The organism is Serratia sp. CY55921 (assembly GCF_052167655.1).
GTDB classification, from domain to species: domain Bacteria; phylum Pseudomonadota; class Gammaproteobacteria; order Enterobacterales; family Enterobacteriaceae; genus Serratia; species Serratia ureilytica.
Window position 1 is genome coordinate 2,477,321 of record NZ_JBJNMU010000001.1, and the last position, 26,665, is coordinate 2,503,985.

Below are 26,665 nucleotides of genomic sequence, written 5' to 3' on the forward strand. Positions count from 1 at the left end.
TCAACGCAGGGGAAACGTGAGCATAACGCCAACCAACATTCTGATTGTTGAAGATGAAAAAGAGATCCGCCGCTTCGTGCGCACCGCGCTGGAGAGCGAAGGCCTGCGGGTGTTTGAAAGTGAAACGCTGCAGCGCGGGTTGATTGAAGCCGGCACGCGCAAACCGGATCTGATCATCCTGGATTTGGGCTTGCCGGACGGCGACGGGCTGAGCTACATCCGCGATCTGCGGCAGTGGAGCGCCATTCCGGTGATCGTGCTGTCGGCGCGCAACGCCGAAGAGGACAAGATCGCCGCGCTGGACGCCGGCGCCGACGACTATCTCAGCAAACCGTTCGGCATCGGTGAGCTGCTGGCGCGGGTGCGGGTCGCGCTGCGTCGCCACTCAGCTAGCCAACAGGAAAGCCCGCTGGTGAGCTTTTCGGCGATTACCGTCGATCTGGTGAATCGCCGGGTGCTGCGCAACGACGAAGATCTGCATCTGACGCCGATCGAGTTTCGCCTGTTGGCGGAGCTGCTGGCCAACGCCGGCAAGGTGATCACCCAACGCCAGCTGTTGAGCCACGTCTGGGGGCCGAACTACGTGGAGCACAGCCACTATCTGCGCATCTACATGGGCCATTTGCGGCAGAAGCTCGAAGCCGATCCGGCCCGGCCCAAACACCTGCTGACCGAAACCGGCGTCGGCTATCGCTTCATGCCTTAACCCCGGAGGGCGCGGTTTGCCGCGCCTTTACGCCGCCGGGCCCTTCTTCAATCCGACCATAAACTCCTTAAACGCCTCGCGCAGCGGAGCGAACACCGGGTGTTTGCGGTTTTCGATCATCACTTCGGAGAACAGCTTCAACCCCACGGCAAAAGCCGCGCTCTGCTCGGGGCCGAAGTTCAGATCGTCACGCGCCCGAATGCGTTCGACGATCTCGAGAATATCGTCGTGGTTGCTCACTTCAAAACTCAGCGGCGCTTTCTCGACGGGATTGCCCTGGCGATCGCTCAGGGCTTCAACGGTAATGTTAAAACGGTGGCCGGGCATCAGTTCTTCTCCTGTTGCGAAGGTTGAATCTGCATTTCGCTTTCGATCGCCGCCACGGCGGTCAGCAACGCGGCGTTGATGCGCTCCACCTGCTGCGGCGTAAGATCGGCGCGCATCACGTTGCCGCGCAGCAGGCTGCGCAGACGGTTCATGGCGTCGTAGATGCCTTCCGCCAGGTTGCCGTGCCGATGACGCTCGCGGCCGGCGCCCGCCAGACGCGCCAGAATGACCTCAACCACCTGTTGATGCTTTTGCAGCTCGCCCTCGCCCGCCGCGGTGATGCGGTAGCTTTTGCGGCCGTTGCCGGTGGTGAGCGGTTCGAGGAAATCCTGCTCTTCCAGCAGCGTCAGCGTGGGGTAAATCACCCCCGGGCTCGGCACGTACAGGCCGGATGACGCTTCCTCGATCGCCTTGATCAATTCGTACCCGTGGCTGGGCTTGCGCGCCACCAGCGCCAGCAGCACCAGGCGCAGATCGCCGTGTTCGAACAGACGATGACGCCCGCCCCGGCCGCCGCGCCCACCCCGGCCGTGCTCTTCGCCTTCGCCGCCGAAGTGATGGCGCCCGCCGCGATGACGACGACCCTCTTCGCATTCATGGTGATGATGATGCCGGTGTAAGCCTAATCGATGAAACATAAGGTGAGACCTCGCTTTAGTAGGGAACATCAATACGAGGTTGTTTAGATATATCTAAACAGCATCGATAGCGCTAATCTAGATCGATATATCTAAATGCGCAAGCGCGTGCCGTGAAAAAGATATATCTAAATAGCGCCCATAAAAAAAGCGCTGTAAAAACAGCGCTTTTTATCAATCAAGAAAAGTGATTACTTGGCGGAAGCCAGCACTTCGCTGACGATCTCGACCGCTTCGTGCTCAATCTTCTCGCGGTGCTCCGCCCCGAGGAAGCTCTCGCAGTAGATCTTGTAAGCCTCTTCGGTGCCGGAAGGACGAGCCGCGAACCAACCGTTGTCGGTCATCACTTTCAGGCCGCCGATCGACGCGCCGTTGCCCGGCGCTGCGGTCAGACGTGCGGTAATCGGGTCCCCGCCCAGCGTACTGGCCTTGACCATCTCCGGCGACAGCTTGGACAGCGCCGCTTTCTGCGCATGGGTTGCCGGCGCCTGGATGCGGTTGTAGCTTGGCGCGCCGAAACGCTTGGCCAGATCGTCATAGTGATGCTGCGGGTTCTCACCGGTTACCGCGGTGATTTCAGCCGCCAGCAGGCACATGATGATGCCGTCTTTGTCGGTCGACCACGGCTGGCCGTTGAAGCGCAGGAACGAGGCCCCGGCGCTCTCTTCGCCGCCAAAGCCCAGGCTGCCGTCGAACAGACCGTCCACGAACCACTTGAAGCCGACCGGCACTTCCACCAGCTTGCGGCCCAGATCGGCCACCACGCGATCGATCATCGCGCTGGACACCAGCGTTTTACCCACCGCAACATCGGCGCCCCACTGCGGGCGATGCTGGAACAGGTAGTTGATGGCTACCGCCAGATAGTGGTTCGGGTTCATCAGACCCTTCGGCGTGACGATGCCGTGGCGGTCGTAATCCGGATCGTTGGCGAACGCCAAATCGAATTTGTCGCGCAGCGCCAGCAGGCCGGCCATCGCCGACTCCGACGAGCAGTCCATGCGGATGATGCCGTCGTGATCCAGGTGCATAAAGCGGAACGTCTGATCGATGGAATCGTTCACCAGCGTCAGATCCAGCTTGTAGTGTTCCGCCACCCGCTGCCAATAGGCGATGCCGGAACCGCCGAGCGGATCCACGCCCAGCTTCAGGCCGGCGCGTTGGATGGCCGGCATGTCGACCACCTCCACCAACCCTTCGACGTAAGGCTGCACCAGATCTTTGGCGTGCAGGTGGCCGCTGTTCCAGGCCTTGTCCAGCGACTGACGCTGCACGCCTTTCAGCTGCTGCGCCAGCAGTTCGTTGGCGCGCTTTTCGATCACCGACGTCAGGTTGGTGTCAGCCGGGCCGCCGTTCGGCGGATTGTATTTGATGCCGCCGTCTTCCGGCGGGTTGTGGGACGGCGTAATGACGATGCCGTCGGCCTGCGCGCCGCCGCGGCGGTTGTGGCACAGAATGGCGTGCGATACCGCCGGCGTTGGCGTGAAGCCGTTGTTTTCCTGCACGATCACATCGACGCCGTTGGCGGTCAGCACTTCCAGCACGGAAATGAAGGCCGGCTCGGACAGTGCATGGGTGTCTTTGCCCACGTAGCACGGGCCGGTAGTGCCTTGCTGATGACGAACTTCGGCGATCGCCTGAGCGATGGCGAGAATGTGCGCTTCGTTGAAGCTGTGGCGCTGCGCGCTGCCGCGGTGGCCGGAGGTGCCAAACTTCACCGCATGTGCGGCATTGCCGGCTTCCGGTTGCAGCACATAGTACTGCGACGTCAGCTGGGCTACGTTGATCAGATCGCTTTGACGGGCGGGCTGCCCGGCACGTGGATTATTCGCCATCGACATATCTCCCTCATCCCTGTCGGTGACCGGGCAAATACGTCGCGCACGGCCATCATGACGGGCTGTTCGCTAAATTAGACGGTACCGCAAACTTTCTCGATCAGTTCCGCCGGGAACTGCATCGCCTGCATGATGTGTTCGATCATGCTGCGTTTGCGGCCGGTATTGGTATTGGTGATCACCCAGTAAGGGGTGCCCGGCACATGCTTCGGCTTGGTATGCGTGCCGTTGGCCAGCAGGGTCTGCTGATCGCCGGCGAAATAGGTGCGGGTACGGCCGGTCAACGCCTCGGTGGCGGCGGCAAAACCGGCGGCATCGAGGGTGTACAGCGTGGACAGCACCAGCATGAAACGGTTGACCGCTTTGTTCTGCTCGGCGTATTCATCCGACAGCAGCAGTTCACGCACGGCGCGTACGCGATCGCGCGGGCGCTGAACCGGCGCCGCTTTTTCCGCTTCGACGGACGGCGACGCACTGGCGGCAGGCAACGCGCGCACCGGCTGACCGGCGGTGAATTTCAACATGCGGCGTAAAATATCGGACGCGCTTTCACCGATGTGTTGCGTGTGGCTGGCAATATAACGGTAAAGCTCTTCGTCGACTTCAATAGTTTTCATCTTTATCCAATACTGTTTTTTCTACTTAGAACCTGAAGCCAGATCCTGCATTCAAGCCATGGGATTATAAGGTTAAAAGCGCTGGGGCGAACACAACAATGTGCCTCCGGACGGCAAATGCAGACTAATACCTATAGCCGGCACTGCCAAGCCCGCGCCGCGAAAATTCCGCATGATTCATCGTGCGATTCAATCATGATACCCTAATCTGAATCTCTCTCAGTATGAACTTCGCCATGAAATTACATTATCAACTGCTGGCCGCCGAGTCAGACGCGCTGCCGGTGCTGCTGATCCACGGGCTGTTCGGCAATCTGGACAACCTGGGCGTGCTGGCGCGCGATCTGCATCAGCGTCACAGCGTAATTAAGGTCGATCTGCGCAACCACGGCCTCTCCCCGCGCGCCGACGAGATGAACTACCCCGCGATGGCGCAGGATCTGCTGGAGCTGCTCGACGAACTGCGGCTTGAGAAAGCGATCGTCATCGGCCATTCGATGGGCGGCAAAGCGGCGATGGCGCTGACCGCCATCGCGCCCGAGCGCGTCGCCAAGCTGATCGTCATCGACGTCGCGCCGGTGAATTACCAGACCCGACGTCACGACGAGATTTTCGCCGCCCTGAAGGCCGTCAGCGCCGCCGGCATCACCCAGCGCCAGGCCGCCGCCCAGCTGATGCGTGATTACCTGCAGGAAGAAGGCGTGATCCAGTTCCTGCTGAAGTCCTTCCATAACGGCGAATGGCGCTTCAACCTGCCGGTGCTGATTGAACGCTATGATGACATCACCGGCTGGCAGGACGTGCCGGCCTGGCCGCACCCGACCCTGTTCATTCGCGGCGGCCTGTCGCCGTACGTGCAGGACAGCTATCGTGCGGACATCGCCCGCCAGTTCCCGCGGGCCCGCGCGCACGTCGTTGCCGGCACCGGCCATTGGGTGCACGCCGAAAAACCGGAGGCGGTGCTGCGCGCCATCCACCGTTTCCTCGACGAAGCCTGAAAAATACGCTCACCTGGTGAAAAAACGCGCTAAAGATAACGGCTTAGCGCGTTTAGCCCGCAGTTAGGCATTGTCGCCGCTCCATCTGCTGGGGTAATATGGCGCGCTATAATTTTGCCGCCGCGCCAGCGCGTTCGCGAACGCCGGGTCGGGGGTGAATTTGGGTTAGGGTTTATTGGCCCGAAGTGTGTTAACCGATGCCTCCGGAAGCGTGCGAGCGCTTTTTGATGCAAACTCCCTTGCAGTACCGCTACCTATGGCAAAAGAACAAACGGATCGCACGACGCTGGATCTGTTCGCAGATGAACGCCGTCCGGGGCGCCCGAAAACCAACCCGCTTTCCCGCGATGAACAGCTTAGAATCAATAAGCGCAATCAGTTACGGCGCGATAAAGTGCGTGGATTGCGGCGCGTAGAGCTGAAAATCAACGCGGATGCGGTGGACGCCCTGAACAAACTGGCGGAACAGCGCAACATCAGCCGCAGCGAACTCATCGAGCAGATGCTGTTGGCGCAACTGGCGGAAGAACAGCCGGAACATTGATCTCTTCGGCCGCACGCGCGGCGCGGCGTTAAGGACAACGCCGGATCGACACGCTTTTCTTCATCTCCGGCATCGCATAAATGCGATAAAACCCCGGCGCCACTTTCTGGCATGATACGCATTTACCGGTAAGAGACTGCGCCTGTCGGCGCCCGCCCCCGCGGCGAACGGCTCTTGCCATGGCATCATTTTAATCGGCGTCAGCGGCGGCAGTGCTGGCATCGAGTAATGCAATTACTTGAATTTAAAGGTTATACGCGATATGGCTACTGTAGGCATTTTCTTTGGCAGCGACACTGGCAATACCGAAAACATTGCCAAAATGATCCAGAAAATTCTCCAGAAACAGTTTGGCGACGACGTCTCTGAAGTGCATGACATCGCTAAAAGCAGCAAAGAAGACCTGGAAGGGTTCGATATCCTGCTGCTGGGCATCCCGACCTGGTACTACGGTGAAGCGCAGTGTGACTGGGACGATTTCTTCCCGACGCTGGAAGAAGTCGATTTCAACGGCAAACTGGTGGCGCTGTTCGGCTGCGGCGACCAGGAAGACTACGCGGAATATTTCTGTGACGCGATGGGTACCATCCGCGACATCATCGAACCGCGCGGCGCGGCCATCGTGGGCCACTGGCCGACCAAAGGCTACCACTTCGAAGCCTCCAAAGGCCTGGCGGACGACAACCACTTCATCGGTCTGGCGATCGACGAAGACCGTCAGCCGGAGCTGACCAACGAGCGTGTCGACGCCTGGGTCAAACAGATCGTCGAAGAGCTGAGCCTGGCCGATATCGTCGGCTAAACGCCGGGACTGGCGAAAGGTTGAACAAAGGCCCTGTAAAGTGCATAGTGTGCCGACAGGGCCGTCATCGGCAACAGGGATTGCTGCGATAGAAGCTACAGATTTGTAACTTCCCACCCCGTCACGGTAGACTGAGATATCGGTTTATCCCATCCATCAAGGCGTTGCATGCAAAACATGCAATAGTGCAATTATATCTTTGTTAACAACCGGCGGTTTCCATTTAGTACAACCGGTTCTATAATGAGACGCATTAACTCTTTGTGCCGACCGATGCCACAGGCGAGTACGCCTCAACTTGATTAGCATAGTAACAGGACTGAATTCGCATGACCGACAACAACATCGCATTGAAGAAGGCCGGCTTAAAAGTCACGCTTCCGCGACTCAAAATCCTGGAAGTACTGCAAAATCCGGAATGCCATCACGTCAGTGCGGAAGATTTGTACAAAAAACTGATTGATATGGGCGAAGAGATCGGGCTGGCGACGGTTTATCGCGTACTGAACCAGTTTGACGATGCGGGCATTGTGACACGTCACAATTTCGAAGGCGGCAAGTCCGTGTTCGAGCTGACCCAACAGCATCACCACGATCACCTGATTTGCCTGGATTGCGGCAAAGTGATCGAATTCAGCGACGAATCCATCGAAGTGCGCCAGCGTGACATCGCCAAGCAGCACGGCATCAAGCTCACCAACCACAGTCTGTACCTGTACGGCCACTGTGAAACCGGTGACTGTCGCGAAGACGAAACGCTGCACGACAAGAAATAAGCCCTGACCGGCTATGAAAAACCGCCTCATTTTGAGGCGGTTTTTTTATGCCCGCCGTACAGCGGGAAAAAAAATCCCCGGACCAGCCGGGGAAAATCATGTCATGAAATACCACAATTGCAGCGGCACAGCGACTCCACGTACTACTCTCACTACAACGTCCGCCTTGCGCCGACACGCGCGGGCGAACGCATTCCCCCTTCGTTATGATGCGGCCCGCCGCCAAAACTGCGGGCCGCACCGCCCTTCTTAGACCTTCTCGGCGCGGCTGTAGCGTTTGCCGTCCGGGCTGACCGAGCGCACCTGTACTTCGCCGGAAACCGCAGGTTTAGCCTTGGCATCATAGCGCTGCCACTGCTTACCGCCGTCGGTGGAGTACTCGATGCCCAACCCCGGCAGCGCGATATTCGCCTCCAGCTTGCCGCCCGCCACGCGAGCGCCCGGCACCGGCAGACGATAAGCCACGCCGCCTTTGTCCAGCTTGGCCAGTTCACGCTGGCCCAGAATATTGGCGAAGCGCAGCCAATCTTTCTCCAGCGTCTTGGTATCGACAAAGTGGGTTTCCCCGCCTTTGTATTCGCGGCCGGCGCGATAGTCCTGCTCCCAACCGGCGCGATGCCAGGCGCGCTCCGCCACCGACAGCGCGCGTGGGAAGATCATGTATTCCATCTGCGGGTCGGTGCGCTGGGTTTCGCTCCACAGCTGAGCGGAAAGTCCATATGCCCCCGGCCACGGCTTGTCGCTCTTGGCGTTGAAGTGGTTGCCGTCTCGGTCAACCGAGGTTTCCGCGTTCTGCGGCATGTTGTCCGGCGCGAAGCTGAACACCTTGCGCTCGTCGCTGAAGCGGGTGCCCCAGTAGTAACCGCGCTCGTCCGGGTTCACCTCGTAAGGGAAGTCCATATAGACGTAGTCCGGGTTGGAGACCACCACTTCATACCCTTTGTTGGCCCAGTCGTTGACGCTGTCGAAACCGCCCCAGTACAGGGTGTCCCAGAAGTTGACCCCCACGCGCGAGGTGGCGAACGCCTTCGAACTCTCGGCGTCTTTCAGGCCGTCTTGCCAGGCCTGCATTCTGTCGATGCCGTGCGCCTTCACCAGCTTGCTGACCTCTTGGCCGAAGTAGCTCGGCAGGTGCTCCATGTCGGCCACTTTGCCCTCTTTGATCATCACCTGGCACACCTGAGACTTGGCCCACGGCTTGTCTTCATTGCTCTGGTCAATGATGCCTTTACCCGGTTCCGGTTTCGCCTTGTCGGTGTAGCCGGCGCCCAGGCGGATGTTTTTCGCTTCGTCGCCGCCAAAGTGCCAGGTCTTAATCGGCTGGCCGGCTTCTTTATGCATCTGGGCAATCTCGCCAATCACCTTGTCGACAAAGCGCTGGGAGGAATCCAGGCACGGGTTCAGGTAACTCTGACGGTTAAAGAACTGCACCGAGGTGGTATTGGAGGTATCGGTCGGATCCACCAGGCGGAACTCGTTGGCCTCCTGCTCTTTGCCGGCGGCATGCAGTTTCTTGTAGCGCGCTTCCATCGAGACCACCGCCGCGCGGGCGTGCGCCGGCATGTCGATCTCCGGGATCACCTCAATCTGGCGCGCCTGGGCGTATTTGATGATGTCGATGTAGTCCTGACGAGTGAAGAAACCGCCGTAGACATCCGGCCCCTGGCCGTACTGCGGCAGCAGGCAGGTGGTTTCGCTCAGATCGTGGCAGCGCTGGCCGCCGACTTCCGTCAACTCAGGCAAGCCGGGAATTTCGATTCGCCAACCTTCGTCATCGCTCAGGTGGAAGTGGAATTTGTTGAGCTTGTAAGCCGCCATCTGATCCAGCAGGCGCAGCACCGCATCCTTCTTATGGAAGTTGCGCGCCACGTCGAGGAAAATACCGCGATACTGGAAGCGCGGCGCATCGCTGGCGTCGAGCGTGGCGATCTTGCCGCTGCCGTCGGTCGGCACTAACGACAGGATAGACTGCAACCCGTAGAACACCCCGGCCTGATCGAAGCCGATCACCCGCGCCTCTTTCTTGCCGATCTTCAGCTCATAAGCGCCCGGCACCGCCATCGCGCCTTTAAACTTGCCCGGCTGGATGTCGGTCTTGATCGGGTAACCGTTGGCCTGAACCGGCACGCCCAGCAGCGCGAAGCGCTGGTTGACGACATCCGCCGCCGGCTTGACCAACGTGCTCAGATCCGGCGATACCCCTTTGCGCAGATCGGCGTCCTGCGCGTGCACTTTCACCTGCATCGGCGTCGGCACGATCTGGCCGCGCAGCGCGCCGGCGGGCAGCGTCTGCAGATCGGCGTTGCTGACAAAACGCGAAGCCGGCGTCATCAGAATATTTTTGTCGTCCTTGGTGCGCTTCCACTGATCGCCGGTAAACGGCGCCACAAACTGATCCAGATTTTCGGTGTCGGTATTCGCCAGCATTTTCGGCTTGGCGTCGCCGGAAGTGGCATACCAGCGGGGCAGGAAGTCGTTTCTGAACAGCTGCCAGTATTCGGCGACCACCGGGATTTCCACCGCCTTACCGGCCGGGAAACCGCTGAATTTGGCGGTCGGCTCCAGCTTGTACAGATCGCCGGTGAGGTGAGCGATCTTGAACTGATCGTTGTCTACCCGCAGAGTCTGGCGCGGGCTGTGGAAATAAATGATCCAGTCTTTGCCGTCGATCGCCTGCCCGTCGTTGCTCAAGGTGAACAACACCCGGTTGCATGAGGCCCAGTCTGCGCCCAGCGCCGCGCAATCCACGCCGTTTTCCCCGGCGCGGTTATCCAGCATTTTCACGTTCAGCTTCAGTTGGCTCAGCTGATCCACCAGCTGTTGATCGGCCATGGCGCTCCCCATGCCGCCCAGGAATCCCATCGTTGCCGTCAAGGCGGCCAGTGCGCTCAGTTTGAATGCGTTCATCTTCTCGTCCTTCTTAATTATTGTTATCGCGAATTTCTTGCCACAGCTTGCCGCACTTGGCGTCGTAAGCCTGACCGTTGCCGCTGTGAACCGCCATAATGCAGTTCTGATAATCCATCACCCGTACCGTTTCCTGCGCGGCGAACTGCTGGTGCTGTTTCTCTTGTTTCAGCACGTTCAGCACCGCCTTGCACGGCTGCAGACGCTCCGGCGAGCCTTCCGCGGTATTGATGCAGGCGCTGTAAGCCTGTTTCAACCTGGCGTCTTCCGGCGGCGCGGCGGGTTGCGCACAGGCGCTCAGGGCCGCAGCGGCCGCCAACATCAGCATGATTTTTTTCATCGTTGAATTCCCTTAACTGCCCCGGCGGCAAGGCCGGGGAACGCATCAGAAGATGGTGAATGGCGCGATGACCATGAACTTGACGTCTTTCTCGTCCTGGAAGATGTTGCCGTAACCGCCGCCCCAGCTCGGAATGTTGGTGTGGTTGTCATACTGGGTGTAATGCAGCTTGAGCAGCGTGCCCTTGGCTCGCCCTTCCTGGATGGTGTACATCGCGTCCAGACTCCAGGCGCTCTCTTTCAGGCGCTGGCTCTGATCGTAGATCGGGTTGGTGCTCGGCTTGGCGTCCCACGCGTAAACGTAAGAGCCGCCGACCGCCATACCCGGAAGGTTCCAGTTGCTGAGGTCATACATCACGCCGGCATACACCGCTTTTTCGCCGTTGGCGTTAAAGTCGGAGCGGTTATCCCACCACACGTCCAGGCGACCGTTTGACGAGGCGTAGGTCGGGGTCATACGTTGCAGGAAGAAGCCCTGATTGCCTTCCGCCTTGACCATGGTGCCTTCCAGACGCCAGTTGAACTGGCCGGTGGTGTAACCGAAGGTCAACGCCTGCAGCCAGGCCAGGCCGTCATAAATGCTGTTCGGATCGTTCTTGTTGCTGATGCGGTCTTCCGCGCCATAGAACTGGTAACTGGTGGTCAGCGGGTTGCCCAGCAGATCGAATTTGTAAGACGCCTTGGTGAAGTACTGATTCACGTACCCCTGGGCCTGGCCGTAAGCGGCTTCCAGCACCAGATCGTTTTTGAAATCGTACTTGGCGCCCAGCGAGTGCAGGTAGGAGACGCGGGTTTTCTTGTCGTTCTGACGGAAGTCGTCCATCTCGATATGCCACGGCGCTTTGTATTTGTCGGCCCACATGTAGGAGAAGCTCAACGCGCCGGCATCGCCGTAGTCGAACTTGGCGCCGGCTTCAGCCCCCTGATAAGTGCCCGGCATAAAGCTCCAGTGCGGCGCCAGCAGGGTTTGGCCGCTCGGCTGAATATAGCCGGCGCGCGCCCAGACCGGGCCGTATTTGAATTTGGCGGCGGCTTTGTACAGGCTGATACCGCCTTTATCACCGGAGTAGTCTTCGTCGTAGGTACGGTTCTTCGAGGAGAACGCGATTTCGTTCGGGTGACCGCTGGCGCTGGATTCAGCCAGTTCGATGGCGGTAAAAGTGCCGACATCCAGACCGAACATGTCCCAGGCGTAGCCCGACGCGAAATCCAGGCTCAGGTTGGCGGTAGAGTGGGACAGGTTGGTGGTGTATTGATTGTAATCCTTGCTGTCCGGATTGAGATCTTTACGGTCACGCTCACGTTGCCAGTAATAAATGCCGCCGGTCAGCGTGGAATCCTCGATAAACCCTGCGGCTTTCGCCTCAGGCGCCATGGCAAACCCTGTTCCCAACAGCGCGCCCGCGACTGCGAGCGCCAGCGTTTTACGCTGAGCACCGTGCGTACCCATATTGAAATTCCTCTTTGACTTAACTTAAAAGTTGCAGCCGCCTGTGTTCACCACTGCCCTGCACGACTGCCAATAAAAAACCCGAACGGGTAAAAAATATTGCCGACGAGATGTTATTCCCACAGCACTAATTGCTACAGACAGACTATTTTTCGCGACGCGAATTATCAAATGAAAAATGCGGAAGATTTGTCAAAGTATGACAAGGAGCACATATCGGTGATAATTTGTTACGCTGGCATTCATGGAAGGTGTCGAATAAAAAATTCAATTAAATCAGAATAAAGACGGATACCAGGTCAACCAGAGACGATTAATGGTTTCAGCCTGACTAAATCCGTCAGTCAGGAGATAAAATTTGAGAGCGCTCTCTAAATGAAATTAATTCGCATCACGAATATATAAGTAAAGATTAAGACTACTAAGCCCAATTAAGAAAACTTATTGATTAACGCACCGCAGTTAATTAAACGCAGCCCGGAAAAACGTGGCGGGAATAGATGATTTACTCAATAGCAGGCATAAAAAAGCGCGGCCTGAGCCGCGCTGATACATTAATTTTCGAGGCGATTAAGATTAGCCTTCGATTTTCGCCCAGGTGTCACGCAGACCGACGGTGCGGTTAAACACCAGGTGCTCAGCCGAAGAGTAATGGCTGTCGGCGCAGAAGTAGCCTTCACGCTCGAACTGATAGGCTTTCTCCGGCTGTGCAGCCGCCAGACTCGGCTCAACGAAACCGTGCTTGATCACCAGCGATTCCGGGTTAATGGTGGAGAGGAAGTCCTCCGCCGCGCCCGGGTTAGGCACGCTGAACAGGCGATCGTACAGGCGAATTTCCGCCGGCAGCGCGTGCGCCGCAGACACCCAGTGGATCACGCCCTTCACCTTGCGGCCGTCGGCAGGATCTTTGCTCAGCGTTTCCGCATCGTAGCTGCAGAAGATGGTGGTGATCTCGCCAGCTTCATCTTTCTCGACGCGCTCGGCCTTGATCACGTACGCGTTGCGCAGACGCACTTCCTTACCCAACACCAGACGCTTGTACTGCTTGTTGGCTTCTTCGCGGAAGTCGGCGCGATCGATATAGATCTCACGGCTGAACGGCACATCGCGGTTGCCCATTTCCGGCTTGTTCGGGTGGTTAGGCATGCTGACCATTTCCACCGCATCGCCCATGTTCTCGATTACGATTTTCACCGGATCCAGCACCGCCATGGCGCGCGGCGCGTTCTCGTTCAGATCGTCGCGGATGCAGGATTCCAGCGCCACCATTTCGACGTTGTTGTCTTGCTTGGTTACGCCGATGCGCAGGCAGAACTCGCGGATCGAGGCGGCAGTATAACCGCGGCGGCGCAGACCGGAGACGGTCGGCATGCGCGGATCATCCCAACCTTCGACGATTTTCTCGGCCACCAGCTGGTGCAGCTTGCGCTTCGACATGATGGCGTATTCGAGGTTGAGACGCGAAAACTCGTACTGGCGCGGGTGGCAAGGAATGGTGATGTTATCCAGCACCCAATCATACAAACGGCGGTTATCCTGGAATTCCAGGGTGCACAGCGAATGGGTGATCCCTTCCAGCGCATCGGAAATGCAGTGGGTGAAATCGTACATCGGGTAGATGCACCATTTATTGCCGGTCTGGTGGTGTTCGGCGAACTTGATGCGGTACAGCACCGGATCGCGCATCACGATAAACGGCGAGGCCATATCGATCTTGGCACGCAGGCAGGCAGCGCCTTCGGCGAATTCGCCGTTGCGCATCTTCTCGAACAGCGCCAGGTTCTCTTCCACGCTGCGACCGCGGTACGGGCTGTCTTTGCCCGGCGCAGTCAGGGTGCCGCGGTATTCACGGATCTGCTCCGGCGACAGTTCGTCGACGTAGGCCAGCCCTTTGCTGATAAGCTCCACCGCATACTGGTGCAGCTGATCGAAATAGTCTGAGGAGTAACGAACGTTGCCGCTCCACTCAAAGCCCAGCCACTCCACGTCGTGCTTGATAGACTCGACGAACTCGATGTCTTCTTTCACCGGGTTGGTGTCGTCGAAACGCAGGTTGCACTGGCCCTGATAGTCCTTGGCGATGCCGAAGTTCAGGCAGATGGACTTGGCGTGGCCGATATGCAGATAGCCGTTAGGCTCCGGCGGGAAACGGGTATGTACCGACGTGTGTTTCCCCGACGCCAGATCTTCATCGACGATCTGACGGATAAAATTGGTTGGGCGGGCTTCAGCCTCACTCATTTCACTGTTCCTCAATGCAAAGCGCTACACATAACCGCCTATGATCCAACAAGCCACGTCTGGAAACAACCGTTTGTTTCATGAAAAATGCGGCGCGTTGCACCATCGGCGCGCAGCGCACCGCCGTGGGGCGAAACGGGATAAAAAAAGCGGGAAGAGATCGCTCTCTTCCCGCCAAGTCGGGGCAAACTCCGCCATGATGCGTGTTCGGCCCCAGGCACTACTCAGGTAAAAACAGCCTTATTTCTGGATCTCATACAGCTTGGTCTGACCGGCGACTACAGAGCCGCTGGCCAGCGCCGCCAGGCCGGCGTACTCGTCAGAGTTGCTGACTACCACCGGGCTTATCATCGAACGCGCATTGGCATTCAGGTAATCCAGATCCAGTTCCAGAATCGGTTGACCGGCTTTCACTTCCGCGCCCTCTTCCACCAGGCGTTTGAAGCCCTGGCCTTCCAGCGCGACGGTGTCGATCCCCATGTGCACCACGATCTCGGCGCCCTTGTCGGTTTCCAGGCAGAATGCGTGGTTGGTATTGAAGATTTTCACCACGGTGCCGTCAGCCGGCGCCACCACGATCTTGTCGGTCGGGCGAATCGCCAGGCCGTCGCCTACCGCCTTGCTGGCGAAAGCTTCGTCCGGCACCTGTTCGAGCGCCACCACTTCGCCGGTCACCGGCGCCAGCAGCGTTTCAAACGCGGCTTTCGGCGCGTTCGGCACCGCCTGCGGTTTGGCTTCCGCGGCAGGCGCCGCCGCCGGGGCCACCGCTGCCGCTACCGGGCCGGCCGCAATCACGTTGCGCATTGCGCTGGCGATAAGTTCGGCACGGGTGCCGACGATCACTTGCACGCTCTGCTTGTTCAGGCGGATAACGCCCGACGCGCCGAGGCGTTTCGCCAATGCGTCGTTCACCAGCGCGGAGTCTTTCACGTTCAAACGCAGGCGGGTGATGCAGGCGTCGATGCCGGTCAGGTTGTCGGAACCGCCGATCGCGCCGACGTAACGACGAGCCAGGGTGGTGGTTTCGTTCTCGTCTTTACCGGCGTTGCTGTCGACGTTGACGTCGTAGCCGTCGGTTTCGTCACCGGCAACCGCCAGCTCGCGGCCCGGGGTCATCAGGTTGAATTTTTTGATGGTGAAGCGGAACACCACGTAGTAGATGACGAAGAACACCAGGCCTTGCGGGATCAGCATGTACCAGTGGGTCGCCAGCGGGTTGCGAGACGACAGCACCATATCCACCAGGCCGGCGCTGAAGCCGAAACCGGCGATCCAATGCAAGCTGGCGGCGATGAACACCGAGATACCGGTCAGCACGGCGTGGATCACGTACAGCACCGGCGCCACGAACATGAAGGAGAATTCCAGCGGTTCGGTAATACCGGTAAAGAAGGCGGCGAAAGCGGCCGCCAGCATGATGCCCGCCACTTTGGCTTTGTTCTCAGGACGCGCGCAGTGGTAAATGGCCAGCGCCGCCCCCGGCAGACCGAACATCATGATCGGGAAGAAGCCCGCCTGATAACGGCCGGTGATGCCGACAACCGCTTTACCGGCTTCGATCGACTGCTGGCCGCCAAGGAAGTTAGGAATATCGTTGATGCCGGCCACGTCGAACCAGAACACCGAGTTCAGCGCGTGGTGCAGGCCGACCGGGATCAGCAGGCGGTTGAAGAAGGCGTAGATGCCCGCGCCGACCGAGCCCATTTTCTGAATGTGTTCACCGAAGTTCACCAGACCGTTGAAGATCACCGGCCAAATGTACATCAGGATGAAAGCCACCAGGATCATCAGGAAGGAAATGAGGATCGGCACCAAACGGCGGCCGCTGAAGAACGACAGCGCCTTGGGCAGCTCGACGCCGCTGAAGCGGTTGTACACTTCGGCGGAGATGATGCCCACCAGAATACCGACGAACTGGTTCTGGATCTTGCCGAACGCGGCGGGCACCTGATCGAGCGGGATCTTCTGAATCATCGACACGGCGGCCGGGGAACAGAGGGTGGTCAGCACCAGGAAGCCGACGAAGCCGGTCAACGCGGCGGCGCCGTCCTTGTCTTTGGACATGCCGTAGGCCACGCCGATAGCGAACAGCACCGACATGTTGTCGATGATAGCGGAGCCGGATTTAATGAAGAAAGCGGCGAGCGCGTTGTCGCCGCCCCAACCAACAGGGTCAATCCAGTACCCGACGCCCATCAAGATGGCGGCGGCGGGCAGCGTGGCGACCGGCACCATCAGCGCCCGTCCCACCTTTTGCAAATAACTAAGAATGTTCACCTTTTCCCCCTATGTTGTCCGCGGACGGACCCTATTAGTAGTTTATTTGAAGCTCTCACTACCTTTTTAGAAACAGCGCTTGGCACGTATCACTCATGCCGAGTGTAAAAAATTTATTTTGTATCGCAAATTAAAACCTCCCTTTTTGTGATAAATATCACCAAAAAGTAGTCTTCACCTCCCAGATTGCTGGCCATCACACAAAACTTATTTTATCATTCAAAAAATCAACCGGACGGACGATTCACGCGAGAATCATAAAGCTGGGTTACGCTTACGACTCCCGCAGGCCCGTACAGTATAGCTTTAGTTTACTTATCCCAAGAGGTGTTAGATGAGACTTATCCCACTGAAAGATACCGCACAAGTCGGCAAATGGGCCGCGCGTCATATCGTTCAACGCATCAACGCATTCAAGCCAACCGCAGAGCGCCCGTTTGTTCTCGGCCTGCCCACCGGCGGCACGCCGCTGGAAGCCTACAAACATCTGATTGCGATGCACAAAGCAGGTGAAGTAAGCTTTAAGCATGTTGTGACTTTCAACATGGACGAGTACGTTGGCCTGCCGCAGGAACACCCGGAAAGCTATCACACCTTCATGTACCGCAACTTCTTTGATCACGTTGATATCCCTCGCGAAAATATCAACCTGCTGAACGGCAACGCCGCGGATGTCGACGCCGAGTGCCGCCAGTACGAAGAGAAGATCAAGTCTTACGGCAAAATTAACCTGTTCATGGGCGGCGTGGGCATCGACGGCCATATCGCGTTCAACGAGCCGGCTTCGTCCCTGGCTTCGCGCACCCGCATCAAAACGCTGACCGAAGACACCCGCATCGCCAACTCGCGCTTCTTCGGCGGTGACGTCAGCCTGGTGCCGAAATATGCGCTGACCGTCGGCGTGGGCACGCTGCTGGACGCGGAAGAAGTAATGATCCTGGTCACCGGCCACGCCAAGGCGCAGGCGCTGGAAGCCGCAGTGGAAGGCAATATCAACCACATGTGGACCATCAGCTGTCTGCAGTTGCACGCCAAAGCGGTAGTGGTGTGCGACGAACCGGCCACCATGGAGCTGAAAGTCAAAACCGTCAAATATTTCCGCGAGTTAGAAGCGGAAAGCGTTAAAAGTCTTTAATCTTTGCAGGGGGCTACGATGTTCGCTTTAACCCACGGCCGAATCTATACCGGCCACGACGTACTTGATGACCATGCAGTCATTATCGCTGATGGGCTGATCGAGAAAGTCTGCCCGGCGGCTGAATTGCCCGCCGGCATCGAAACGCGCGACCTGGGTGGCGCCATCCTGGCCCCCGGGCTTATCGACGTGCAGCTGAACGGCTGCGGCGGCGTACAGTTCAACGATTCGCTGGAAGCGATCTCGGAAGAAACGCTGGAGATCATGCAGCGCGCCAACGAGAAATCCGGCTGCACCAGCTATCTGCCGACGTTGATCACCAGCAGCGACGAATTCATGAAGCACAGCGTCGACGTGATGCGCGCTTATCTGAAAAAGCACCAAAACCAGGCATTGGGCCTGCACCTGGAAGGGCCATACCTCAGCCCGGTGAAAAAAGGCACCCACAATCCGGCGTTCATTCGCAAGCCGACCCAGGAAATGATCGATTACCTGTGCGCCAACGCCGACGTGATCACCAAGGTGACGCTGGCGCCGGAAATGGTTGAACCGCACTTTATCAAGCAGCTGACCGAGGCCGGCATCGTGGTCTCCGCCGGCCACTCGAACGCCACCTACGATCAGGCTCGCACCGGTTTCGCCGCCGGCATCAGCTTCGCCACCCACCTGTACAACGCCATGCCTTATATCACCGGCCGCGAACCGGGGCTGATGGGGGCAATCTTCGATACGCCGGAGGTCTATACCGGCATCATCGCCGACGGCCATCACGTGGCCTGGGCGAGTATCCGTAACGCCAAACGCCTGAAAGGTGATAAATTGGTCTTGGTCACCGATGCCACCGCGCCGGCGGGTGCAGATATTGACCAATTTATTTTCGCCGGTAAAACAATATACTATCGGGATGGGCTGTGCGTGGATGAGAACGGCACTCTGAGCGGTTCCGCGCTGACCATGATCGAAGCGGTGCGAAACAGCGTCGAGCATATCGGCATCGCGCTGGACGAAGCGCTGCGCATGGCGACGCTGTATCCGGCGCGCGCCATCGGCGTCGATCACCGTCTGGGCACCCTCGAAGCCGGCAAGGTGGCTAACCTGACCGCCTTCACCCGTGATTTCAAGATCACCAAAACGCTCGTTAACGGTAACGAGGTTTAATTCAATGAACAGCGAGTAAAATTATTGATGAGCACTGGCGGACAAGCACAAATAGGGAACGTTGACTTAGTCAAACAACTTAACGGCGCGGCAGTTTACCGCCTGATCGACCAGCAGGGCCCGATCTCGCGCATTCAGATTGCCGAACTCAGCCAGCTCGCCCCCGCCAGCGTCACCAAAATTACTCGCCAGCTGCTGGAGCGCGGGCTGATCAAAGAAGTCGATCAGCAGGCCTCCACCGGCGGCCGCCGCGCGATCTCCATCGTGTCGGAAACCCGTCATTTCCATACCGTCGCGGTGCGTCTCGGCCGCCACGACGCCACCATCACCCTGTATGACATGAGCGGCAAGTCGCTCAGCGAAGAACACTATCCGCTGCCGGAACGCACTCAAGAAACGCTGGAGAATGCGCTGTTCGCCGCCATCGCCCAATTCATCGACGCTAACCAGCGCCGCCTGCGCGAGCTGATCGCCATCGCGGTGATCCTGCCCGGCCTGGTGGATCCGGCGCTGGGCGTGGTGCGCTACATGCCGCACATCAGCGTCAGCAATTGGGCGCTGGTGGACAACCTGCAGCAGCGCTTTAACGTCACCAGCTTCGTCGGCCACGACATCCGCAGCCTGGCGCTGGCGGAGCACTACTTCGGCGCCACCCGCGACTGCGAAGACTCGATTCTGGTGCGCCTGCACCGCGGCACCGGCGCCGGCATCATCGTCAACGGGCAGATTTTTCTCGGCAACAACGGCAACGTCGGCGAGATCGGCCATATCCAGATCGATCCGCTGGGGGAACGCTGCCACTGCGGCAACTTCGGCTGCCTGGAAACCGTGGCCGCCAACGCCGCGATCGAACAGCGCGTGCGCCAGCTGCTGAGCCAGGGCTATCCGAGCAAACTGACGCTGGAAGACTGCGGCATCAACGCCATCTGCAAGGCCGCCAACCGCGGCGATCTGCTGGCCAGCGAAGTGATCGAACACGTAGGCCGCTATCTGGGCAAAGCGGTGGCCATCGCCATCAACCTGTTCAATCCGCAGAAGGTGGTGATCGCCGGTGAGATCACCGAAGCGGACAAGGTGCTGCTGCCGGCGATCCAGAGCTGCATCAATACCCAGGTGCTGAAGGACTTCCGCAAAAATCTGCCGGTGGTGACCTCCGAACTCAATCATCGCTCGGCGATCGGCGCTTTCGCCCTGGCCAAACGCGCGATGCTCAACGGCGTGCTCTTGCAGCGATTGCTGGAAAGCTGATCCGCCGCTTCTGGCAGGCGTGTTATCGTCACCCTTCGCCTGCCGTAATCATGAGAAACAGCGACAAATGAAAATCAAAAACGTTATATGCGATATCGACGGCGTGCTGCTGCATGACAATACGCCGGTTCCCGGCGCCGACCTGTTCCTGGCGCGCATCCAGGAACAAGGCATGCCGCTGGTGGTGCTGACCAACTACCCATCACAGACCGCACAGGATCTGGCGAACCGCTTCGCCGCCGCCGGGCTGGAAGTGCCGGAGAGCGCGTTCTACACCTCGGCGATGGCCACCGCCGATTTCCTGCGCCGTCAGGAAGGCAAAAAAGCCTATGTGGTCGGCGAAGGCGCCCTGATCCATGAGCTGTACAAAGCCGGTTTCACCATCACCGACATCAACCCGGACTTCGTGATCGTCGGAGAAACCCGCTCTTACAACTGGGACATGATGCATAAAGCCGCCTACTTCGTGAGCAACGGCGCGCGCTTTATCGCCACCAACCCGGATAGTCACGGCCACGGCTTCTCGCCGGCCTGTGGCGCGCTGTGCGCCCCCATTGAGAAGATCACCGGCCGCAAGCCGTTTTACGTCGGCAAGCCCAGCCCGTGGATCATTCGCGCCGCACTGAACAAAATGCAGGCGCACTCGGAAGAGACGGTGATCGTCGGCGATAACCTGCGCACCGACATTCTGGCGGGCTTCCAGGCCGGCTTGGAAACCGTGCTGGTGCTGTCCGGCGTCTCCACGCTGAGCGACATCGAAACCATGCCGTTCCGCCCGAGCTACGTCTACCCTTCCGTCGCCGATATCACCATCTTCTGATGCGGCCATGGCGGCCGCCCGGCCGCCATTATTTCCTTCTCCCTCAGCGTCAGTTTGAATTTAATTCGTTCATGGCCGTAAAAGGTTTCAGCCTGCCTGCGTTAAAAATCCTCATTATAACGTTACGCCCCGCCAATAGCTGATATTGCCGGCGAGCGGAAAACCCTTACCCCTAATTAATGAGGCTACCATGAGCACAAATAACACGATTAATGCCATCGCCGCCGATGACGCGGCCATTATGCCGTCTATCGCCAATAAAAAGATCCTGATGGGTTTCTGGCACAACTGGGCCGCCGGCGCCAGTGACGGCTATCAGCAGGGCCAGTTCACCAATATGAACCTGACCGACATTCCCGCCGAGTACAACGTGGTGGCCGTCGCCTTTATGAAAGGCCAGGGCATCCCGACCTTCAAGCCTTACAACCTGTCCGATGCCGAGTTCCGCCGCCAGGTGGGCGTGCTGAACAGCCAGGGCCGCGCGGTGCTGATCTCCCTCGGCGGCGCAGACGCGCATATCGAGCTGAAAACCGGCGACGAAGACAAGCTGAAAGACGAGATTATTCGCCTGGTGGAAGTCTATGGCTTCGACGGACTGGATATCGATCTGGAACAGGCGGCGATCGGCGCCGCCAATAATAAAACCGTCTTGCCTGCGGCGCTGAAAAAAGTAAAAGACCATTACGCCGCCCAGGGGAAAAACTTTATTATCAGCATGGCGCCGGAATTCCCATACTTACGTGAAAATGGCACCTACCTGGATTATATCAGCGCCCTCGAAGGCTATTACGACTTTATCGCGCCGCAATATTATAACCAGGGTGGCGATGGCCTTTGGGTTGAAGAAATTAAAACCTGGCTGACCCAAAACGACGATACCAAGAAGGAAGACTTCCTCTACTACCTGACGGAAAGCCTGGTTACCGGCACCCGCGGCTATGCGAAGATCCCGGCGGCGAAATTCGTCATCGGCCTGCCGAGCAACAACGACGCCGCCGCCACCGGCTACGTGATCGATAAACAGGCGGTGTATAACGCTTTCTCACGTCTCGACGCCAAAAACCTGTCGATCAAGGGCCTGATGACCTGGTCAATCAACTGGGATAACGGCAAGAGCAAAGCCGGCGTCGCCTACAATTGGGAGTTCAAAACCCGCTATGCGCCGCTGATTCAGGGCGGCGTCACCCCGCCGCCGGGAAAGCCTAATGCGCCGACGGCGCTGACGGTCGCCGAGCTGGGCGCCACCTCGCTGAAACTGAGCTGGGCCGCCGCCACCGGCGCCTCACCGATCGCCAGCTACACCGTCTACCGCAACGGCAACCCGATCGGCCAAACCGCCGGTCTGTCGCTGGCCGACAGCGGTCTGACGCCGGCAACCCAGTACAGCTACTTCGTTACCGCGACCGACACCCTGGGCAATACCTCCCTGCCGAGCAGCGCGCTGGCGGTCAAAACCGCCAATGACGGTACGCCGCCCGATCCGGGCGCGCCCGAGTGGCAGAACAACCACAGCTACAAAGCCGGCGACGTCGTGAGTTATAAAGGCAAGAAATACACCTGTATTCAGGCGCACACCTCCAATGCCGGCTGGACGCCGGATGCCGCGTTCACCCTCTGGCAGCTCATCGCCTAATCGCTAATCGATTGCCGGTCAAACTGGCCGGCAATCCCGCCATCACGCTAAAAATTGCATAATCGATAATTTTTCACGCCGATAACTGAAAATCCGTTAAAAACCTCAGCTACGCAAACAACTATTTCTCAGCGCAGGGCTAAAACGCTTGCATCCTCTGCAGCTTTTGGCGCATTTTCATAACCACAGCGCAGCAAAACCGCGTTATCGCTGATAAATCGGCAATGCTGCCCATAACAGTAAAAACAACATCACAGTCATAAAAGCCCGTTAGGAGAGTTGTATGTGTTCTATTTTCGGTGTGCTCGATCTGAAGTCCGATCCCGTTGAACTGCGTAAGAAAGCGCTGGAGCTGTCACGTCTGATGCGCCACCGCGGCCCGGATTGGTCCGGCGTTTACGCCAGCGACAAAGCCATTCTGGCTCACGAACGCCTGTCGATCGTCGACGTCAACAACGGCGCTCAACCACTGTACAACGCTGCGCACACCCACGTTCTGGCGGTCAACGGCGAAATTTACAACCACCAGGCGCTGCGCCAACAGCTGAGCGACCGCTATGCCTTCCAGACCGGCTCCGACTGTGAAGTGATCCTGGCGCTGTATCAGGAGAAAGGCCCGGAGTTCCTCGACGATCTGCAAGGCATGTTCGCCTTTGCCCTGTATGACACCGAAAAAGACGCCTACCTGATCGGCCGCGATCACCTGGGAATCATCCCGCTGTATATGGGCCATGACGAACACGGCAACCTGTACGTTGCCTCGGAAATGAAAGCGCTGGTGCCGGTGTGCCGCACCATCAAGGAATTCCCGGCCGGCAGCTACCTGTGGAGCCAGGACGGCCAGATCCGCGAATACTATCGCCGCGACTGGTTCGATTACGACAGCGTCAAGGACAACGTGACCGACGCCGCCGCCCTGCGCACCGCGCTGGAAGAGTCGGTGAAAAGCCACCTGATGTCCGACGTGCCTTACGGCGTGCTGCTCTCGGGCGGGCTGGATTCCTCGGTCATTTCGGCGATCACCAAGAAGTACGCCGCGCGCCGCGTGGAAGATCAGGAACGCAGCGAAGCCTGGTGGCCGCAGCTGCACTCCTTCGCCGTCGGGCTGGAAGGCTCGCCGGATCTGCGCGCCGCGCAGGAGGTGGCCAACCATCTGGGCACCGTGCACCATGAGATCCACTTCACCGTGCAGGAAGGGCTGGACGCCATCCGCGACGTGATTTACCACATCGAAACCTATGACGTCACCACCATCCGCGCGTCGACGCCGATGTACCTGATGTCGCGCAAAATCAAGGCGATGGGCATCAAGATGGTGCTTTCCGGCGAAGGCGCGGACGAAGTGTTCGGCGGCTACCTGTACTTCCATAAGGCGCCGGACGCCCGCGAATTCCACGAAGAGACCGTACGCAAACTGCTGGCGCTGCACATGTTCGACTGCGCGCGCGCCAACAAGGCGATGTCCGCCTGGGGCGTCGAAGCCCGCGTGCCGTTCCTGGACAAGAAATTCCTCGACGTGGCAATGCGCATCAACCCGAAAGATAAAATGTGCGGCAACGGCAAAATGGAAAAACACATCGTTCGCGAATGTTTCGAGTCCTATTTGCCCGCCAGCGTGGCCTGGCGCCAGAAAGAGCAGTTCTCCGACGGCGTCGGCTACAGCTGGATCGACACGCTAAAAGAGGTGGCTGCGCAGCAAATTAGCGATCAACAGCTCGAAACCGCGCGTTTCCGCTTCCCGTACAACACGCCGACGTCGAAAGAAGGCTACCTGTACCGCGAAATCTTCGAGGAGCTGTTCCCGCTGCCGAGCGCCGCCGAATGCGTGCCGGGCGGCCCATCCGTCGCCTGCTCGTCCGCCAAGGCCATCGAGTGGGATGAATCGTTCAAGAAGATGGACGATCCTTCCGGCCGCGCCGTCGGCGTGCACCAGGCCGCCTATAAATAATCGTGCGGCATTTTCCCCGAGGCGGGCCTTTTGGCCCGCCTTTTTGTTGCCTTTTCCGCCCGCCAACTGCCTGAATTGCCGATTTTATCGCCATAATGTTCACAACCCAGACAAACGGCGCTTCCGGGCGCTTTTTCGGGAAAAAACTTGTTGACGCAAATCGGTCATATACGCATAATGCGCCCCGCAACGCCGATGAAGGCAAAGCAAAAAAAGAGGGCTACGTAGCTCAGCTGGTTAGAGCACATCACTCATAATGATGGGGTCACAGGTTCGAATCCCGTCGTAGCCACCATCTCTTTTTTGTATTTGCGGGAGTGGCGAAATTGGTAGACGCACCAGATTTAGGTTCTGGCGCCGCAAGGTGTGCGAGTTCAAGTCTCGCCTCCCGCACCATTTCTCTTCATCGTCGGCGCAGTATGTTGATGGGGTATCGCCAAGCGGTAAGGCACCGGTTTTTGATACCGGCATTCCCTGGTTCGAATCCAGGTACCCCAGCCATATTCTTTCGGGAACGGGGTTTCAACATAAGATTTGTTTGCAGGTGGGGTATCGCCAAGCGGTAAGGCACCGGTTTTTGATACCGGCATTCCCTGGTTCGAATCCAGGTACCCCAGCCATAACAAACTGCTTGCAAATCAAAGAAGTAAAAAGTAACATCGGCTACGTAGCTCAGCTGGTTAGAGCACATCACTCATAATGATGGGGTCACAGGTTCAAATCCCGTCGTAGCCACCATAATTGGGGTGTCGCCAAGCGGTAAGGCTCTGGTTTCTGATACCAGCATACCCAGGTTCGAATCCTGGCACCCCAGCCATATTTAGAAAAGCCCGCTTCGGCGGGCTTTTTGCTGTCTGCCGTTCAGCCAACCTTAAATAGGCCCAGCCACCGCTGAGCCCTGTCGGTTACAATCCCAAAGCGTACTTCAACGCATGCTCTTTCAGCTTACCCGCCCGCTGCGCGGCCATCAGCGCCAGATTGCGCGCCACGGTCAGCGGCGCCAGGTTATTGCTGAAGGCGGTATAGAACAGATCCATGCCGCTCTGCATCAACAGATTGTCGGTACGGCGGCGGCGTTGATAGCGCAGCAGCACCGCCTCGCCGCTCCAGTCTTCTCCCTGCTCCCGCGCCTCGCTCAGCACGTTCAGCAAGGCATCCACATCGCGATACCCCAGATTGACGCCCTGCCCGGCCAGCGGGTTGATGGTATGCGCCGCATCGCCCAGCAGCGCCAGGCCCGGCAGCACGTAGCGCTGCGCATGGCGGCGCGTCAACGGGAACGATCCGGCGGCATGCACCTTGACCGGGCCCAGTCGCGCCGGAAAAGCGGCGGCGATCTCGCGCTCCAGCTGCGCCGGCGGCATCGCCTGCAGTTGGCGAATGCGCTGCGGGCTGTCATACCACACCAGCGACGCCCAGCTGTCGTACAGCGGCAGGAAAGCGCGCGGCCCTGACGGGAAGAAGCGCTGCCAGGTCACATCCTGCTGCGGCGCGCCGGTATCGACGGTGATCAACATGCACGCCTGACGATACTGCCAGCCGTTGGTGCCGATCGCCGCCAGCTTGCGCACCTGCGAGTTGGCGCCGTCGGCGCCGACAACCAGCCGCGCCTGCAGCGTTTCACCGCTGTCCAGCGTCAGTTGCCAGGCCTTGTCCGCCCGCTGCAGCGATTGCAGCCTGGCGGGGCACAGCAGCGTCAAATTGGCGCACTGTGCGAACTGCTGCCACAGCGCCAGCTGCAAAATGCGGTTTTCCACCATAAAGCCCAACTCCGGCAGCCCCAGCGATAGCGCATCGAACGCCACGCGCGACGACGCCCATTCCCAGGTCTCCAGCCGGCGATACGGCACCGTGCGCATCGCCGTCACGGCGGGCCAGGCGCCGAGCTGTTTCAGCAGCCCCACCGAGGTGCAGCCGATAGCGGAAATGCGCAGGTCCGGCGGGCTTTGCGCCTCGAACGCCTGCGGCGCCTGATGTTCCAGCAACGCCACCGACCAGCCCGCCTGCGCCAGGCCCAGAGCCGCCGCCGCGCCGACCATGCCGCCGCCCACCACCACCGCGTCGTACCGATTTTGAGATGTCTTCATATTGGCTATGTTTTCTATGTGAATGCTCGCCATCCCACCCGACATGGCGTTTTGCGCAGTGTACCGGATTTTCGCTTCGGCTTCAGGTTGCATGCCATTTTCCCCCGCGCTGGTCACAACGGCGGCAAATGATTACAATACGCGCCCTGCATGTCGCGTAACGCAACTTTCGCTCC

21 protein-coding genes and 6 tRNA genes are annotated in these 26,665 nt (G+C 58.7%); 17 read left to right on the plus strand and 10 right to left on the minus strand.

Features of this window, described 5'->3' with window-relative positions; all coding sequences use genetic code 11:
• The first annotated feature begins 16 nt into the window (after nt 1–16).
• Nucleotides 17–706, plus strand: a complete 690-nt coding sequence (gene kdpE, locus ACJ8M3_RS12040; protein WP_033637458.1) for a two-component system response regulator KdpE — start codon at nt 17–19, stop codon at nt 704–706.
• A gap of 27 nt (nt 707–733) precedes the next feature.
• Here the strand turns inward: kdpE and ACJ8M3_RS12045 are convergent, their stop codons facing one another.
• The 4 genes from ACJ8M3_RS12045 to seqA form a co-directional block, all read right to left on the minus strand.
• Nucleotides 734–1,033: a DUF3861 domain-containing protein gene (locus ACJ8M3_RS12045; RefSeq protein ID WP_033642181.1), complete on the minus strand. Its 300-nt coding sequence runs from the start codon at nt 1,031–1,033 to the stop codon at nt 734–736.
• Nucleotides 1,033–1,671 carry a PadR family transcriptional regulator gene (locus ACJ8M3_RS12050; RefSeq protein WP_033642180.1) on the minus strand — a complete coding sequence of 213 codons (639 nt, stop codon included), beginning with the start codon at nt 1,669–1,671 and terminating at the stop codon, nt 1,033–1,035. Before ACJ8M3_RS12050 ends, ACJ8M3_RS12045 begins: the two co-directional genes overlap by 1 nt.
• Before the next feature lie 191 nt (nt 1,672–1,862).
• On the minus strand, nt 1,863–3,506 hold the full coding sequence (gene pgm / locus ACJ8M3_RS12055; RefSeq protein WP_033638690.1) for a phosphoglucomutase (alpha-D-glucose-1,6-bisphosphate-dependent): 1,644 nt from the start codon (nt 3,504–3,506) through the stop codon (nt 1,863–1,865).
• A 77-nt stretch (nt 3,507–3,583) separates the two neighbouring features.
• Nucleotides 3,584–4,126, minus strand: coding sequence for a replication initiation negative regulator SeqA (gene seqA, locus ACJ8M3_RS12060; RefSeq protein WP_033651164.1), 543 nt, complete (start codon nt 4,124–4,126; stop codon nt 3,584–3,586).
• 224 nt (nt 4,127–4,350) lie between these two features.
• On the opposite strand from seqA, the gene ybfF reads away from it, so the two are divergent.
• From ybfF to fur, 4 genes are all read left to right on the plus strand, one after another.
• Nucleotides 4,351–5,124 (plus strand): esterase, encoded by a 774-nt coding sequence (gene ybfF / locus ACJ8M3_RS12065; protein ID WP_096242007.1) that lies wholly within the window; start codon nt 4,351–4,353, stop codon nt 5,122–5,124.
• A gap of 256 nt (nt 5,125–5,380) precedes the next feature.
• Nucleotides 5,381–5,668 (plus strand): LexA regulated protein, encoded by a 288-nt coding sequence (gene ybfE / locus ACJ8M3_RS12070; RefSeq protein ID WP_004939936.1) that lies wholly within the window; start codon nt 5,381–5,383, stop codon nt 5,666–5,668.
• A 262-nt stretch (nt 5,669–5,930) separates the two neighbouring features.
• Entirely contained in the window at nt 5,931–6,470 is a 540-nt protein-coding gene (gene fldA, locus ACJ8M3_RS12075; RefSeq protein ID WP_004939938.1) for a flavodoxin FldA, read from the plus strand.
• 329 nt (nt 6,471–6,799) lie between these two features.
• Nucleotides 6,800–7,246 carry a ferric iron uptake transcriptional regulator gene (fur, locus tag ACJ8M3_RS12080; RefSeq protein WP_019454058.1) on the plus strand — a complete coding sequence of 149 codons (447 nt, stop codon included), beginning with the start codon at nt 6,800–6,802 and terminating at the stop codon, nt 7,244–7,246.
• Nucleotides 7,247–7,495: 249 nt separating this feature from the next.
• Here the strand turns inward: fur and ACJ8M3_RS12085 are convergent, their stop codons facing one another.
• The 5 genes from ACJ8M3_RS12085 to nagE form a co-directional block, all read right to left on the minus strand.
• Nucleotides 7,496–10,153 carry a beta-N-acetylhexosaminidase gene (locus tag ACJ8M3_RS12085; RefSeq protein WP_047572350.1) on the minus strand — a complete coding sequence of 886 codons (2,658 nt, stop codon included), beginning with the start codon at nt 10,151–10,153 and terminating at the stop codon, nt 7,496–7,498.
• Between the two features lie 13 nt (nt 10,154–10,166).
• On the minus strand, nt 10,167–10,493 hold the full coding sequence (gene chiQ, locus ACJ8M3_RS12090) for a ChiQ/YbfN family lipoprotein (RefSeq protein WP_046686572.1): 327 nt from the start codon (nt 10,491–10,493) through the stop codon (nt 10,167–10,169).
• A gap of 45 nt (nt 10,494–10,538) precedes the next feature.
• Complete coding sequence (gene chiP, locus ACJ8M3_RS12095) at nt 10,539–11,942, minus strand: chitoporin ChiP (protein WP_033642176.1); 1,404 nt, start codon at nt 11,940–11,942, stop codon at nt 10,539–10,541.
• Between the two features lie 576 nt (nt 11,943–12,518).
• Entirely contained in the window at nt 12,519–14,183 is a 1,665-nt protein-coding gene (glnS, locus tag ACJ8M3_RS12100; RefSeq protein WP_033642175.1) for a glutamine--tRNA ligase, read from the minus strand.
• Nucleotides 14,184–14,423: 240 nt separating this feature from the next.
• On the minus strand, nt 14,424–16,460 hold the full coding sequence (gene nagE / locus ACJ8M3_RS12105) for an N-acetylglucosamine-specific PTS transporter subunit IIBC (RefSeq protein WP_442514686.1): 2,037 nt from the start codon (nt 16,458–16,460) through the stop codon (nt 14,424–14,426).
• Nucleotides 16,461–16,794: 334 nt separating this feature from the next.
• Here nagE and nagB point away from each other — a divergent pair, with 334 nt between their 5' ends.
• The 12 genes from nagB to ACJ8M3_RS12165 all read left to right on the plus strand — a co-directional run bounded on the left by nagB (nt 16,795) and on the right by ACJ8M3_RS12165 (nt 25,219).
• Nucleotides 16,795–17,595: a glucosamine-6-phosphate deaminase gene (gene nagB / locus ACJ8M3_RS12110; RefSeq protein WP_004939952.1), complete on the plus strand. Its 801-nt coding sequence runs from the start codon at nt 16,795–16,797 to the stop codon at nt 17,593–17,595.
• Nucleotides 17,596–17,613: 18 nt separating this feature from the next.
• Nucleotides 17,614–18,753 carry an N-acetylglucosamine-6-phosphate deacetylase gene (nagA, locus tag ACJ8M3_RS12115; protein WP_033642173.1) on the plus strand — a complete coding sequence of 380 codons (1,140 nt, stop codon included), beginning with the start codon at nt 17,614–17,616 and terminating at the stop codon, nt 18,751–18,753.
• Between the two features lie 27 nt (nt 18,754–18,780).
• A complete protein-coding gene (nagC, locus tag ACJ8M3_RS12120; RefSeq protein WP_019454064.1) occupies nt 18,781–20,001 on the plus strand; it encodes a DNA-binding transcriptional regulator NagC in 1,221 nt (406 codons plus the stop codon).
• 67 nt (nt 20,002–20,068) lie between these two features.
• Entirely contained in the window at nt 20,069–20,821 is a 753-nt protein-coding gene (locus tag ACJ8M3_RS12125; RefSeq protein ID WP_004939957.1) for an HAD-IIA family hydrolase, read from the plus strand.
• Nucleotides 20,822–21,011: 190 nt separating this feature from the next.
• A complete protein-coding gene (locus tag ACJ8M3_RS12130) occupies nt 21,012–22,454 on the plus strand; it encodes a carbohydrate-binding protein (RefSeq protein ID WP_122004338.1) in 1,443 nt (480 codons plus the stop codon).
• 283 nt (nt 22,455–22,737) lie between these two features.
• Complete coding sequence (gene asnB, locus ACJ8M3_RS12135; RefSeq protein ID WP_033642171.1) at nt 22,738–24,402, plus strand: asparagine synthase B; 1,665 nt, start codon at nt 22,738–22,740, stop codon at nt 24,400–24,402.
• A 218-nt stretch (nt 24,403–24,620) separates the two neighbouring features.
• Nucleotides 24,621–24,697, plus strand: a tRNA-Met gene (locus tag ACJ8M3_RS12140).
• A 16-nt stretch (nt 24,698–24,713) separates the two neighbouring features.
• Nucleotides 24,714–24,798, plus strand: a tRNA-Leu gene (locus ACJ8M3_RS12145).
• Between the two features lie 30 nt (nt 24,799–24,828).
• A tRNA-Gln gene (locus ACJ8M3_RS12150) sits at nt 24,829–24,903 on the plus strand.
• Nucleotides 24,904–24,947: 44 nt separating this feature from the next.
• Nucleotides 24,948–25,022, plus strand: a tRNA-Gln gene (locus ACJ8M3_RS12155).
• Nucleotides 25,023–25,063: 41 nt separating this feature from the next.
• Nucleotides 25,064–25,140: transfer RNA gene (locus ACJ8M3_RS12160), tRNA-Met, on the plus strand.
• A gap of 4 nt (nt 25,141–25,144) precedes the next feature.
• Nucleotides 25,145–25,219: transfer RNA gene (locus ACJ8M3_RS12165), tRNA-Gln, on the plus strand.
• Nucleotides 25,220–25,307: 88 nt separating this feature from the next.
• Here the strand turns inward: ACJ8M3_RS12165 and ubiF are convergent.
• Nucleotides 25,308–26,489: a 3-demethoxyubiquinol 3-hydroxylase gene (gene ubiF / locus ACJ8M3_RS12170; RefSeq protein ID WP_033642170.1), complete on the minus strand. Its 1,182-nt coding sequence runs from the start codon at nt 26,487–26,489 to the stop codon at nt 25,308–25,310.
• Between the last annotated feature and the right edge of the window lie 176 nt (nt 26,490–26,665).